Annotated in this window: 13 protein-coding genes and 1 tRNA gene; 12 read left to right on the forward strand and 2 right to left on the reverse strand. The window is 68.1% G+C overall.

Translation table 11 applies throughout. The features are described from left to right. Positions 1-151 precede the first annotated feature (151 nt). The 9 genes from trpC to ACFVAV_RS31980 all read left to right on the forward strand — a co-directional run bounded on the left by trpC (position 152) and on the right by ACFVAV_RS31980 (position 9,134). Entirely contained in the window at positions 152-973 is an 822-nt protein-coding gene (gene trpC / locus ACFVAV_RS31940) for an indole-3-glycerol phosphate synthase TrpC (protein WP_019046355.1), read from the forward strand. Further along, complete coding sequence (gene trpB / locus ACFVAV_RS31945) at positions 970-2,232, forward strand: tryptophan synthase subunit beta (RefSeq protein WP_379039313.1); 1,263 nt, start codon at positions 970-972, stop codon at positions 2,230-2,232. Before trpC ends, trpB begins: the two co-directional genes overlap by 4 nt. Then, positions 2,229-3,029: a tryptophan synthase subunit alpha gene (trpA, locus tag ACFVAV_RS31950; protein WP_379039314.1), complete on the forward strand. Its 801-nt coding sequence runs from the start codon at positions 2,229-2,231 to the stop codon at positions 3,027-3,029. Before trpB ends, trpA begins: the two co-directional genes overlap by 4 nt. Before the next feature lie 111 nt (positions 3,030-3,140). Next, positions 3,141-4,277: a prolipoprotein diacylglyceryl transferase gene (lgt, locus tag ACFVAV_RS31955; protein WP_379039324.1), complete on the forward strand. Its 1,137-nt coding sequence runs from the start codon at positions 3,141-3,143 to the stop codon at positions 4,275-4,277. 224 nt (positions 4,278-4,501) lie between these two features. After that, entirely contained in the window at positions 4,502-5,056 is a 555-nt protein-coding gene (locus ACFVAV_RS31960) for a TM2 domain-containing protein (protein WP_379039315.1), read from the forward strand. A 175-nt stretch (positions 5,057-5,231) separates the two neighbouring features. Continuing rightward, positions 5,232-5,984 (forward strand): amino acid ABC transporter substrate-binding protein, encoded by a 753-nt coding sequence (locus tag ACFVAV_RS31965; protein ID WP_379039316.1) that lies wholly within the window; start codon positions 5,232-5,234, stop codon positions 5,982-5,984. 3 nt (positions 5,985-5,987) lie between these two features. After that, positions 5,988-6,659: an amino acid ABC transporter permease gene (locus ACFVAV_RS31970; RefSeq protein WP_378854624.1), complete on the forward strand. Its 672-nt coding sequence runs from the start codon at positions 5,988-5,990 to the stop codon at positions 6,657-6,659. A gap of 145 nt (positions 6,660-6,804) precedes the next feature. After that, entirely contained in the window at positions 6,805-8,223 is a 1,419-nt protein-coding gene (pyk, locus tag ACFVAV_RS31975) for a pyruvate kinase (RefSeq protein ID WP_379039317.1), read from the forward strand. A 2-nt stretch (positions 8,224-8,225) separates the two neighbouring features. Beyond that, on the forward strand, positions 8,226-9,134 hold the full coding sequence (locus ACFVAV_RS31980; RefSeq protein WP_379039318.1) for an acyl-CoA thioesterase: 909 nt from the start codon (positions 8,226-8,228) through the stop codon (positions 9,132-9,134). A gap of 9 nt (positions 9,135-9,143) precedes the next feature. Here the strand turns inward: ACFVAV_RS31980 and ACFVAV_RS31985 are convergent, their stop codons facing one another. Then, the gene (locus ACFVAV_RS31985) at positions 9,144-9,551 is read right to left on the reverse strand and encodes a hypothetical protein (RefSeq protein WP_379039319.1); all 408 of its coding nucleotides are present in this window, start codon (positions 9,549-9,551) and stop codon (positions 9,144-9,146) included. Positions 9,552-9,645: 94 nt separating this feature from the next. After that, on the reverse strand, positions 9,646-10,266 hold the full coding sequence (locus ACFVAV_RS31990; RefSeq protein ID WP_379039320.1) for a low molecular weight phosphatase family protein: 621 nt from the start codon (positions 10,264-10,266) through the stop codon (positions 9,646-9,648). A gap of 403 nt (positions 10,267-10,669) precedes the next feature. On the opposite strand from ACFVAV_RS31990, the gene ACFVAV_RS31995 reads away from it, so the two are divergent. From ACFVAV_RS31995 to ACFVAV_RS32005, 3 genes are all read left to right on the forward strand, one after another. Continuing rightward, positions 10,670-10,756: transfer RNA gene (locus ACFVAV_RS31995), tRNA-Leu, on the forward strand. A gap of 237 nt (positions 10,757-10,993) precedes the next feature. After that, entirely contained in the window at positions 10,994-11,611 is a 618-nt protein-coding gene (locus ACFVAV_RS32000) for an ANTAR domain-containing response regulator (RefSeq protein ID WP_379039321.1), read from the forward strand. A 273-nt stretch (positions 11,612-11,884) separates the two neighbouring features. Continuing rightward, positions 11,885-13,042 (forward strand): branched-chain amino acid ABC transporter substrate-binding protein, encoded by a 1,158-nt coding sequence (locus ACFVAV_RS32005; RefSeq protein WP_379039322.1) that lies wholly within the window; start codon positions 11,885-11,887, stop codon positions 13,040-13,042. The last annotated feature ends 154 nt before the right edge of the window (positions 13,043-13,196 follow it).

Raw genomic sequence — 13,196 nt, forward strand, 5'->3', positions numbered from 1 at the left:
TGACGCCGGGCTGCTCCGCAGTAGTGACCCCCGGCACCCCCGCCGCAGTGACACGCGCGGCGGCCATTTATTCTTGTCCAGCATCGGTGAGACAGCGCCTGAGGGGACTCTCAGGTGAGAAGTTCGTCTCCCCAGAAAGGATTCGAGCCAGATGACGGTACTCGACTCGATTCTCGACGGGGTTCGGGCGGATGTTGCCGCTCGCGAAGCCCTCCTCGATTTTCAGGCGATCAAAGCCGCAGCGGCCGCCGCCAAGGCGCCGCTGAACGCTAGCGCCGCGTTGCACGAGGACGGGATCGGTGTCATCGCCGAGGTGAAGCGTGCCAGCCCCTCCAAGGGCGCGCTGGCCGACATCCCCGATCCGGCCGTCCTGGCCAAGGCCTACGAAGACGGTGGCGCGCGCATCATCAGCGTGCTCACCGAGGGCCGTCGTTTCGGTGGTTCGCTCGACGATCTCGATGCCGTCCGCGCCGCCGTGAACATCCCGGTCCTGCGCAAGGACTTCGTCGTCGGCCCGTACCAGATCCACGAGGCCCGTGCGCACGGCGCCGACGTGATCCTGCTGATCGTGGCCGCGCTCGAGCAGGACGTGCTGTCCTCGCTGATCGACCGCACCGAATCACTCGGTATGACCGCCCTGGTAGAGGTGCACACCGAGGAAGAGGCCGATCGCGCGCTGGAAGCCGGCGCGTCGGTGATCGGGGTCAACGCGCGCAACCTCAAGACCCTGGAAGTGGACCGCGACGTGTTCGCGCGGATCGCCCCCGGGCTGCCGTCGGAGGTCATCCGGGTCGCCGAGTCCGGCATCCGCGGCACCGCCGACCTGCTGGCCTACGCCGGTGCGGGCGCCGACGCGGTGCTCGTCGGCGAGGGCCTGGTGACCAGCGGCAACCCGCGTGCCGCGGTGTCGGAACTGGTGACCGCCGGTACCCACCCGTCCTGCCCGAAGCCGGCCCGGCGGAGCATCCGGTGACCGCTCTGCCCCAGGCCAGTGCGGGCGTCGCCCAGCACAGCGACTACGAACCCGATGCGGGCGGCCACTTCGGCGTCTACGGCGGACGGCACGTCCCCGAGGCGCTGATGGCGGTGATCGAGGAGGTCACCGCCGAGTACGACAAGGTCCGCTCCGACCACACCTTCCTCGACGAGCTCGACCGGCTCCAGCGCGACTACACCGGGCGTCCCTCGCCGGTGTTCGAGTGCCTCAACCTGGCCGAGCACGCGGGCGGCGCGCGGATCTTCCTCAAGCGCGAGGACCTCAACCACACCGGCTCGCACAAGATCAACAATGTGCTCGGCCAGGCGCTGCTCGCCAAGCGGATGGGCAAGACCCGCGTCATCGCCGAGACCGGCGCCGGTCAGCACGGTGTCGCGACCGCGACCGCGTGCGCGCTGCTCGGCCTGGACTGCGTGATCTACATGGGCGCGGTCGACACCGCCCGCCAAGCGCTGAACGTGGCCCGGATGCGGCTGCTCGGCGCCGAGGTGATCTCGGTGACCACCGGTTCGCAGACCCTCAAGGACGCCATCAACGAGGCGCTGCGCGACTGGGTCTCCCATGCCGACGACACCTACTACTGCTTCGGCACCGCCGCGGGCCCGCACCCGTTCCCGCTGATGGTGCGCGATTTCCAGCGCATCATCGGGATCGAGGCGCGTCAGCAGATCCAGGAGCGCACGGGCAGGCTGCCCGAGGCGGTCGTGGCCTGCGTCGGCGGCGGCTCCAACGCCATCGGCATCTTCCACGCCTTCATCCCGGACGCGGGCGTGCGGCTGATCGGGTACGAGGCGGCCGGTGACGGCGTCGAGACCGGTCGGCACGCGGCCACGTTCACCGGTGGCACGCCCGGCGCGTTCCAGGGCGCCTACTCGTACCTGCTGCAGGACGAGGACGGCCAGACCATCGAATCGCATTCGATCTCGGCCGGTCTGGACTATCCGGGCGTCGGCCCCGAGCACGCCCACCTCAAGGACATCGGGCGCGCCGAGTACGAGCCGATCACCGACGTCGAGGCGATGGACGCGCTGCTGCTGCTCTCGCGCTCGGAGGGCATCATCCCGGCGATCGAGTCCGCGCATGCCGTGGCCGGCGCGCTGAAGCTCGGCAAGGAGCTCAGCAAGGGCGCGATCATCCTGGTCAACCTGTCCGGTCGCGGCGACAAGGACATGGACACCGCGGGCCGCTGGTTCGGTCTGTTCGACGACGACGCCGCCGAGGAGAACCAGCAGTGAGTCAGCAGTCTCGTCTGGCCAACACCTTCGCCGCCGCGCGCGCGGAGAACCGGGCCGCCCTGATCGGCTACCTCCCCGCGGGCTACCCCGATCTGGCCGGTTCCATCGAGGTGTGCAAGGCCATGGTCGAATCCGGTTGCGACATCATCGAAGTCGGCGTGGCGTACTCCGACCCGGTGATGGACGGCCCGACCATCCAGGCCGCCGCCGAGCAGGCGCTGCGCGGTGGCGTGCGGGTGCGCGACGTGTTCTCCGTCGTCGAGGCGATCACCGACGCGGGTGGTCAGGCCGTGGTGATGAGCTACTGGAACCCGGTGCTCCAGTACGGCGTCGACACCTTCTCCCGCGACCTGGCCGCGGCCGGTGGTGCCGGCATCATCACGCCGAACCTGATCCCCGACGAGGCCGATGACTGGTTCATCGCCTCGGCCACGCACAACCTGGACCGCATCTTCCTGGTCGCGCCGTCGTCCACCGAGGAGCGCCTGGTGAAGACGCTGGAAGCCTCGCGCGGATTCATCTACGCCGCCTCGACCATGGGTGTGACCGGCGCGCGTGACGTGGTGTCCTCGGCCGCGCCCGCGCTGTGCGCGCGGGTCCGCGCGCATTCCGACATCCCGATCGGCGTCGGTCTCGGTGTGCGCTCGGGTGCCCAGGCCGCCGAGATCGCCGCGTACGCCGACGGCGTGATCGTCGGATCGGCGCTGGTCTCGGCCGCGGCCGAGGGCCTCGACGCCGTGCGCGTGCTGACCAGAGAGCTCGCCGAAGGCGTGCGCTCCGCGACCGTTCGCTCCTAGTCGTGCACCGATGGGCCCGGCAGCCGATGTGCTGCCGGGCCCATCGGCTGTCACCGCCCCGGCATGTGCTGTCAGGGTCGCGGCAACGTGCCGGTACTGCATTCAACTAGCCTGGGGGCCGTGAACTCAGTCCTGGCCTACATTCCGAGTCCGCCGCAGGGTGTCTGGCACCTCGGGCCTTTCCCGCTCCGGGCATACGCGCTGTTCATCATTCTCGGCATCGTCGTCGCCATCTGGTGGGGTGAGCGCCGGTGGCAACAGCGCGGCGGCCAGCAGGGCGCGGTGCTCGATGTCGCGATGTTCGCGGTGCCGTTCGGCCTGATCGGCGGCCGGCTGTACCACGTGGCCACCGACTGGCAGAAGTACTTCGGCCCCGGCAAGCACCCGATCGAGGCGCTCTACATCTGGCAGGGTGGCCTCGGCATCTGGGGCGCGGTGTTCCTCGGTGGCATCGGCGCCTGGATCGGCTGCCGCGTCTACAAGATCCCGCTGCCCGCGCTCGGCGACGCGATCGCGCCCGCCGTGCTGCTCGCGCAGGCGATCGGCCGCCTCGGCAACTACTTCAACCAGGAGCTCTACGGCCGCACCACCGAGGTGCCGTGGGGTCTCGAGATCTACGAGCGCTTCGACCCGGAGACCGGCGCGCGCGACATGATGAACGGCGTCTCGACCGGCCAGGTGCTCGAGGTCGTGCACCCGACGTTCCTGTACGAGCTGGTGTGGAACGTGCTGGTCGTCATCGCGCTGGTGCAGCTGGACAAGCGCTACCAGATCGGCCACGGCCGCCTGTTCGCGCTCTACGTCGCCGGCTACAGCTTCGGGCGCTTCTTCGTCGAGCTGATGCGCAGCGACGAAGCCACCCAGATCCTCGGCATCAGGATCAACTCGTTCACCGCGGCCCTCGTATTCCTCGGCGCCATGGCCTATTTCGCGCTGGCGACCAAGGGCCGCGAGACGCCGGTGCAGTTGCAGCCCGGTGCTGAGCCGCGGCCGTGGCCGTGGCAGTTCTCGGCGCTGCGGGCCGCCGGGGCGGCCGGCAAGTCCACCGAGGCAACGGATTCCGCCGAGGCCGCCGCGAAGGACTCCGCCGAGGCCGCGGACGAGCAGACCACCGATGACGCGGCCGACAGCGCTGACGCCGAGCCGACGCTGAAGAAGGCCGACCCGGCGCCGACCGCCGACGACACACCGGCCGCCGACGCGGCAGACACCACCGAGCCGGAGCAGTCCGGCGCGAAGAAGGCCTGATCGAGGGCCTTCGACTCGAATCAGACGGGCGTCCGGCAACATTCCGGGCGCCCGTCGCGATATTCCGGCAGAGTGTCGAGGACCGTTCGTGTGGGGCCCGAGGAGACAACGGCCGGTCGTTATGACCACAATGGCCGGTGATCGTCGCGGGCGCACCGCCGTTCGGCCGATCGCCACTGGCCGGGGGCCACGACGGGTACCCGCACGAATGATGGAGGACATGAGTGACCGACCCCTATAACCCCAATCCCCAGTACGGCCCCGACCTGAGCAAGCAGCCCGACTCCGGCGCGCAGCCGCAGTACGGTCAGCCTGCCTACGGCCAGCCCTCGGACCCGTACGCGCAGCAGCCGGGCTACGGCCAGCAGCAGCCGGGGTACGGTCAGCCGCAGCCGGGGTACGGTCAGCCGCAGTACGGCCAGCCCCAGTACGGTCAGCCCGCCGACCCGTACGCCCAGCCGCAGCCCGCCTACGGCGCCGCGCCGTACGGCGCCATGCCGCAGGGTTACAACCCGGCCGATCCGGAAGCGCCGTACGGCCGCGACATGTACGGCGTCCCGTTCTCGGACAAGCAGAAGCTGATGGCCGGTCTGCTGGAGATCTTCCTCGGCAGCTTCGGCGTCGGTCGTTTCTACCTGGGCTACACCGGTCTGGGCATCGCCCAGATCGCGGTCGTCTGGCTGACCTGCGGCATCGGCGCCATCTGGCCGCTGATCGACGGCATCATGATGCTCACCGGCAAGGTGCCCGACGCGCAGGGCCGTCCGCTGCGCGACTGATCGCCCGGCACCGCACCGACGAACGGGTGCTCCGCAGTGCGCGGAGTGCCCGTTTCGCGTTTTCCCACCGGGATTCCGATCATGGTGAGCGATACTCTGTGTCCGTCTGTGCCGGCGCCGTAGCGTCGCTTGGCCTGCGCGTGCCTGATGCGCGCAGCGGAGGAAGGGATTGACCGTGCGCAAAATGCTTGCCGCCGCCGTACTCGCCGTGGTCGCCGCGACAGGTCTGTCGGCCTGCTCGTCCGATGCCGACCCGAATGTGCTGAAGGTGGGCACCGAAGGCACCTACGCGCCGTTCAGTTACCAGGACAGCGGCATGCTCACCGGTTACGACGTCGAGGTCGCGCGGGCGATCGGCGAGAAGCTCGGCAAGCGGGTCGAATTCGTGCAGACGCCGTGGGACTCGATCTTCGCCGGCCTGGAGTCCAAGCGCTTCGATCTGGTCGCCAACCAGGTCACCGTCAACCCCGAGCGCACGGCCAAGTACTCGCTGTCGCAGCCCTACACGACCTCCGAGGGCGTGATCGTCACCAAGGCCGACAACACCACCATCACCTCGCTCGCCGATCTGGCGGGCAAGACCACCGCGCAGTCCTCGACCAGCAACTGGAGCAAGGTCGCCGCGGGCGCCGGTGCGAAAGTCGAAGCGGTGGAAGGCTTCGTGCAGGCGGTGCAGTTGCTGAAGGCCGGTCGCGTCGACGCCACCGTCAACGACACCCTCGCCGTCGGCGAGTACACCAAGAAGACCGGCGATACCGGCATCAAGATCGCGGCCAGGACCGGTGAGACCAGCAAGCAGGCCTTCGCCGCCCGCAAGGACGACGCGGCGCTGATCGCCGATATCGACTCCGCACTCGAACAGCTGCGCGCCGACGGCACGCTGACCAGGCTGTCGGAGAAGTACTTCGGCACCGACGTCAGCAAGTAGCGGATGGATCCCGCAACCAGGGAGCTGATCTGGCACAACCTGTGGCCGATGCTGAAGGCCACGGTGACCGCGACGCTGCCGCTGACGGCGATCAGTTTCGTCCTCGGCCTGGCGATCGCGGTCGGTGTCGCGCTGGCCAGGATGTCGTCGAAGCGGGTGCTGTCGCTGCCCGCCCGCTTCTACATTTCGATCATCCGCGGCACCCCGCTGCTGGTGCAGCTGTTCATCGTGTTCTACGCGCTGCCGCAGTTCGGGATCGTCATCGATCCGTTCCCGGCGGCGGTGATCGCGTTCAGCCTCAATGTCGGCGGGTACGCCGCGGAGGTGGTGCGCTCGGCGATCATGAGCGTCGCCCACGGGCAGTGGGAGGCGGCCGAGTCGCTGGGCATGACCTACCCACAGACGCTCTGGTACGTCGTGTTCCCGCAGGCGTCCCGGATCGCGGTGCCGCCGCTGTCGAACACGCTCATCTCCCTGGTGAAGGACACCTCGCTGGCCTCCACCATCCTGGTGACCGAACTGCTGCGCACCGCTCAGCTGGCGGCCGCGCCGACCTTCGACTTCTTCGCCCTCTACGGCGTCGCGGCCCTCTACTACTGGGTCATCTGCCTGATTCTCGGCGTGGGCCAGACCCGCCTGGAAACGCGGCTGTCGAGGCACGTCGCCGTTCGGTGACAACTGATTTCGTGAACACAGGGGTAACTCGCCGGGAACGCCCGGCCCATGCCCCGCCGATATCCGCCGGTCCGGTCGAGTAGGGGCCTTGCACCCCCGACCGGCAAAGTACGCGGGGAGGCGGGGGAGTACTAGGCTTGCCGGTGTGATGCGACGGACGAAAATTGTGTGCACCCTCGGGCCGGCCACGGCGACCCAGGACCGTATTCGTGAGCTCGTCGAAAGCGGCATGGACGTCGCGCGGCTGAACTTCAGCCACGGCGAGCACGCCGACCACGCCGACAACTACAAGATGGTCCGCGCGGCCTCGGACGAGACCGGCCGCGCGGTCGGCATCCTAGCCGACCTGCAGGGCCCCAAGATCCGCCTCGGCCGGTTCACCGACGGCCGCACCACCTGGGCCAACGGCGAGCAGGTCCGGATCACCGTCGACGAGGTCGACGGCACCCACGACCGCGTCTCGACCACCTACAAGCAGCTCGCGCAGGACGCCAAGGCCGGTGACCGCCTGCTCGTCGACGACGGCAAGGTCGGCCTGACGGTGGAGAGCATCGACGGCAACGACGTCGTCTGCCGGGTCACCGAGGGTGGCCCCGTGAGCAACAACAAGGGCCTGTCGCTGCCCGGCATGGACGTGTCGGTGCCCGCCCTGTCCGAGAAGGACATCGAGGACCTCGAGTTCGCCCTGAAACTGGGCGTCGACTTCATCGCGCTGTCGTTCGTGCGCTCGCCGTCCGACATCGAGCTGGTGCACGACATCATGGACAAGGCCGGCCGCCGGGTGCCGGTCATCGCCAAGCTGGAGAAGCCCGAGGCGATCGACAACCTCGAGGCGATCGTGCTCGCCTTCGACGCGGTGATGGTGGCCCGTGGCGACCTCGGCGTCGAGCTGCCGCTCGAGCAGGTGCCGCTGGTGCAGAAGCGGGCCATCCAGATGGCGCGCGAGAACGCCAAGCCGGTCATCGTCGCGACCCAGATGCTGGAGTCGATGATCGAGAACTCCCGCCCGACCCGCGCCGAGGCCTCCGACGTCGCCAACGCGGTGCTCGACGGCGCCGACGCGGTGATGCTCTCCGGCGAGACCTCCGTCGGCGCGTGGCCGATCGACGCGGTGCGCACCATGAGCCGCATCGTCACCGCGGTGGAGTCCGAGACACACCGGGTGCCACCCCTGACCCACGTGCCGCGCACCAAGCGCGGCGTGATCTCCTACGCCGCCCGCGACATCGGCGAGCGGCTCAACGCCAAGGCACTGGTGGCCTTCACCCAGTCCGGTGACACCGTGCGCCGCCTGGCCCGGCTGCACACCCCGCTGCCGCTGCTGGCGTTCACCCCGCTGCCGGAGGTGCGCAGCCAGCTCACGCTGACCTGGGGCACCGAGACCTTCATCGTGCCGATGGTGCAGAGCACCGACGCGATGATCCATCAGGTCGACCAGGCGCTGTTGTCGATGGATCGGTACCGCAAGGGTGACCTGGTGGTCATCGTCGCCGGCTCCCCGCCGGGTACCGTCGGTTCCACCAACCTGATCCACGTTCATCGCATCGGCGAGGAGGACCACTAGTCGTGAGTAGTTCGGCAGGCGGATCGATCGAGGCCGAGACCGTGCAAGGCGAGCCGTCACCCGATCTGCGGGTACTGCTCGACCTGCTCGACCTCGAATCGATCGGCGAGGACGTCTTCCTGGGCAACCATCCCGAGAAGGTGTGGAGCCGCACCTTCGGCGGGCAGCTGGTGTCGCAGGCGATCGTCGCTGCCGGACGCACCGCCGGTGAGCGGCCGCTGCACGCGATCAACGCGCACTTCGTGCGCGGTGGCGACGTGAAGAAGCCGATCGAGTATCACGTGCAGCGGCACCGCGACGGCCGCGCGCTCGCGAACCGGACGGTCACCGCCAGCCAGGACGGCCAGGAGCTGTTCGTCATGCTGGCGGCCTTCCAGGACTGGGGCAAGGGCCTCGAGCACGCCCACGAGGGCCCCCAGGTGCCCGATCCGGAGACGCTGCCCCGGATCGAGGAGAGCTTCGCCGGCTTCGAGGACAAGCTGGAGATGTTCATCAACGCGCCGCATCCGGTCGACATGCGCTACACCAACGATCCGGCGTGGATTCTCAAGGGCACCGGCGAGAAGCTCAACCACAACCGGGTGTGGATGCGCACCGACGGCACCCTGCCCGACGATCCGCTGCTGCACGTGGCCGCGCTGGGCTACTCCTCCGACACCACGGTGCTCGATTCGATCATCACCACGCACGGGTTGTCGTGGGGGCTGGACCGGATCCTGGCGGCCACGGTGAACCATTCGATCTGGTTCCATCGCCCGTTCCGCTTCGACGACTGGACCCTCTACGCCACCGAATCACCCGTGGCGGCGGGCTCGCGTGGCCTGGCGACCGGCCGATTCTATTCGCGCAGCGGGGAATTGCTCGCGACCACGGTCCAGGAAGGCGTCATCCGGCACTTCCCGGCCCGCTGAGCGCGCGCCTCAGCGGTGTTCGCGGTCGAGTTCGAGCGCGACATCGGTGCGCTGATGCGCGCGCAGTACGAACGGGACGGCGCGGGTGGTCGCGCCGTACACGGCCAGCGCCAGTCCGTGCTCGAGGTCGGCGATGTCGGCGTCGGTGAGGTCGGCCGGATCGCCGACCAGGCTGAGTGCGATCTCGGAGGTGGTCTCGGTGCTCGGTTCGGCGCCGGGATGCGCACCGCGCCAGTGTGATTCGAGTTCCTGATGGACGGGGTCGGCCGCGTCGACGGGCAGGGTGAACCGCCAGGCGAACACATCGCGGTCCTGGAGGTGGTCGTCGAGGACCGTCCGGACACTGGCGACGATGCGGTCGAGGATTTCCGGTGTCACATACACATGGAGCGAAACATCCGAAATGCGTTTCGGCATGTCTGAGTTCCTGTCGTGTGTCGAACCAGTAAAGGGAACAGCACGTCCGCGCCGAAGTGTAATACCTCGGGCGGTCCGGCGAACAGCCTTGCGCTCAGCGCCTGCGCTGGGCGGCGAGAAAGGCCGAGAGCGGACGCGCGGGCGCCGGTTCGATGACCAGGCCGGGGCGCTCGTCGTCGCCGGTGAGTTCGGCCTGCTCGTGCGGCGCGAGCGCCTGCAGCAGGGGGAACAGCAGTTCGGCGATCTGGTCGCCGACCTCGAGAAAAGCCTCGGGGGACAGGCCGATCGGGTCGGCGATGTTCTCCCGGCCGACGTAGGCCAGATCGTTGCGGGCGCGGTCCAGCGCGGCAATGGATTTCGCGCCGGTGACCTTGGCGATGCGATGCGCCTCGGCGAGGGTGAAGGTGCGCGGCCCGACACCGAAGGCGAGCTCGGCCACCTTGTCGCGCAGCGATTCGGTCATCGCGAGCACCAGGTCGGCGCGGTCGACCATCTCGGGCTTGAGCTTGCGTGCCTTGAATCCGGTGGCGTCACCGCCGAGGCTGGCGATGGTCTCCGCGGCCAGCGGTTCCGGTGGAAAGCCGACCAGCGCGCGCGTCCCCGCGCTCTCCGCGGTCAGCCCGGGTAGGCCGTTGTCCGCCGCGAACGCCCGAGTGAGCCGTTCGGCGATCACCGAGCGGCAGACGTTGGAGTTGCAGACGAACAACACGTGCATACCGACACCGTAATCGGGTCGATTGTCGTGTAGTGGGTCGGAATTACAACCATCACAGACGCGGCGCTACTTATTCACCTCTCGGTTGAATCCTGTACACGAATGCTGTGCGAAATCCGTTGTGCGTGACCGTGATACCCGCGAGATATGAGCCGGAAACCTGCGAGCGATATGTGTCGATCATCACTCTTTTGTGTCGCGATAATTCGATTCGGTAATAACCGGCGGCGCCGGGGGTGCGCGGCCCTGCATCCGGCCGCGGGTGGCGAGTATCCGGCCACGCCCGGCACTCCTGCCGCCACCGCCGGTGCGGTGCCGACCTGGTGCAACGACGTGGCCGTCCGCACGGTTCGACCGGCGGTTCGCTTCCCGGCGCGCCGAGGCGCTATAGTGACCGCGGTGCGCCGGGTTGGCGGAACTGGCAGACGCGACGGTCTCAAAAACCGTTGTCCGAAAGGACGTGTGGGTTCGAGTCCCACACTCGGCACCACGGCGGAAGCGCGGCATCGGCCGCGCTCCGCGGGGGAGTATCGGTCGCGGGGTGTGCGCGACGTCACCGCGCTCGCGTTCACCGGCGGTTTCGGACCGCTCACTGCATTCTGTGCGGAAGCGAACGGTACTCTTTACATCACTCGGTCACCCACGACGGGTTGTCGGCCGGCTCGCCCGGTGCCGTCGTCTGTCGTGGTGTGATCGACAGGCATCGGAATCCAGAGGGGTCGAACCTATGAGCATGAATGCAGCGGGCGCCGGCGCCACGCGTGAGGCCGCGGCCAAGCGCGTCGTCGTCGCCGAGGATGAGGCCCTCATCCGGATGGACCTCGTGGAGATGCTCAAAGAAGAGGGCTACGAGGTTGTCGGTGAGGCGGGCGACGGTCAGCAGGCCGTCGAGCTGGCCGAGGAGATGCGCCCCGATCTGGTGATCATGGACGTCAAGATGCCGCGCCGCGACGGCATCGACGCCGCCGCCGAGATCGCGTCGAAACGTGTTGCGCCCGTGGTGATCTTGACCGCGTTCAGTCAGCGCGACCTGGTCGAGCGGGCCCGCGACGCGGGCGCGATGGCCTATCTGGTCAAGCCGTTCACCAAATCCGACCTGGTGCCGGCGATCGAACTCGCGGCGAGCCGTTTCCACGAAATCACCGCGCTGGAAACAGAAGTCGCGAATCTGTCGGACCGGTTGGAGACGCGCAAACTGGTCGAGCGGGCCAAGGGTGTGCTCATGCAGACCCAGGGTCTGTCGGAACCGCAGGCGTTCAAATGGATTCAGCGCACCGCGATGGATCGCCGGACGACCATGAAGGCGGTGGCCGAAGTCGTGCTGGAGAACCTCACCCCGCAGTGACGCTGGAACGCGCCGCTTCGGGTCTCGCGTCGAAAGCCGGAAAACTTTACGCAAGCGAAACAATAATGTGAACTACGACTGGACAAGATGCGTCCGACATGATGCGAATGTGATGCGGATCTAACAAACCGGCGATATGTTCTGTCCGGGCTGAACGTGGTCGGCCCCCTCGGTGACCCCGGGGAGCACAGGACATAGAGGTGAGACGTGCTCAGTTCGACATGGCGCAGTCGTTCGACGCGAGGAGTTCTGGTAATCGGAGCTGCCGCGTCGTTGGTGTTGTCCGGATGCAGCGACAAGTCGTCCGACGGCGGCGGTGGCGGCAACACCGATCTCTCGATCCAGCCGGTAGTTCAGCTCGACACCCAGGGTAAGGCCGTCGCGCAGACCGACGCGGGCGCGGCCGCCGATCCCGCGGGTGACGGCAAGGCCAAGTGTGCGCCCCAGACGATCGCGATGGCGGGCCCGCTGACCGGCGGTAACGCCGCGCTCGGCATCAACATCATCAACGGCGTCAAGCTGGCGCTCGACCAGCACAACAAGGCCAACCCGGATTGTCAGGTGTCGGTCAAGCAGTTCGACACCGAGGGCAAGCCGCAGATCGCCAGCCAGGTGATCCCCACGATCGTCAGCGATCCCAGCATCGTCGCGCTGGTCGGCCCCACCTTCTCGGGTGAGACCAAGGCGACCGGCCAGATCCTCAGCGAGGCGGGCATGCCTACGCTGACCGCCTCGGCCACCAACCCCACGCTGACCCAGAACGGCTGGAGGACCTTCTTCCGCGGCCTGGGCAACGACGACTCGCAGGGCCCGGCCGTCGCCAACTACCTGACCGGCGAGAAGGGCTACAAGAAGATCTGCGTTGTGCAGGACAACACCGACTACGGCGCCGGTCTGGCCAAGGCGTTCAACACCGCCGCAGGCCCGGCCGCTGACGCGTCCTGCGCGGTCAGCGTCAAGGAAGGTGACAAGGACTTCTCGGCCGCGGTGTCGAAGCTGTCCGCGGCCAAGCCCGACGCCATCTTCTACGCCGGCTACTACGCGGAGGCGGCGCCGTTCGTGCAGCAGCTGCGTTCCGGCAACGTGACCGCGACCTTCGTCTCCGCCGACGGCAGCAACGACCCCGAGTTCGTGCGCCAGGCCGGTAGCTCGTCGGAGAGCGCGCTGCTGTCGTGCCCGTGCAGCCCGGCGCCGGAGAAGTTCGCGACCGAGTACAAGGCGCTCAACGGCCAGGCGCCCGGCGTCTACTCCGTCGAGGGCTACGACCTGACCACGATCCTGCTCAAGGGCATCGACTCGGGCAAGGTCACCCGCGCCGAGCTCGTCGACTACGTCCGTAACTACAACGGCACCGGTGTCGCCCGCCAGTACCAGTGGAGCGGGACCGGCGAGCTGGCCAACATCCAGATCTGGATGTACGAGGTCAAGTAGTCCCCACGAAAGTGTGTAGCGGTGGGGGGGGGGCCGGGCCCCCCCCCCCCAGGCCCGACCCCGAGCACAAAAAATAAAAACAGAGAAAAAGAGGGGGGAGCAGATGTAGCGCGCCGGGAAGAACAGAAAAAAAATCGAGACGGGGGTAGAAGAG

This window comes from Nocardia sp. NPDC057663 (genome assembly GCF_042799895.1).
Taxonomy (GTDB): domain Bacteria; phylum Actinomycetota; class Actinomycetes; order Mycobacteriales; family Mycobacteriaceae; genus Nocardia.

Excerpts from the sequence above, each read along its gene's own strand:
- trpC (WP_019046355.1), top strand. The coding sequence starts at position 152 with ATGACGGTACTCGACTCGATTCTCGACGGGGTTCGGGCGGATGTTGCC.
- ACFVAV_RS31985 (WP_379039319.1), bottom strand. The coding sequence starts at position 9,551 with ATGCCGAAACGCATTTCGGATGTTTCGCTCCATGTGTATGTGACACCG.
- ACFVAV_RS32000 (WP_379039321.1), top strand. The coding sequence starts at position 10,994 with ATGAGCATGAATGCAGCGGGCGCCGGCGCCACGCGTGAGGCCGCGGCC.
- ACFVAV_RS31970 (WP_378854624.1), top strand. The coding sequence starts at position 5,988 with ATGGATCCCGCAACCAGGGAGCTGATCTGGCACAACCTGTGGCCGATG.
- ACFVAV_RS31990 (WP_379039320.1), bottom strand. The coding sequence starts at position 10,266 with ATGCACGTGTTGTTCGTCTGCAACTCCAACGTCTGCCGCTCGGTGATC.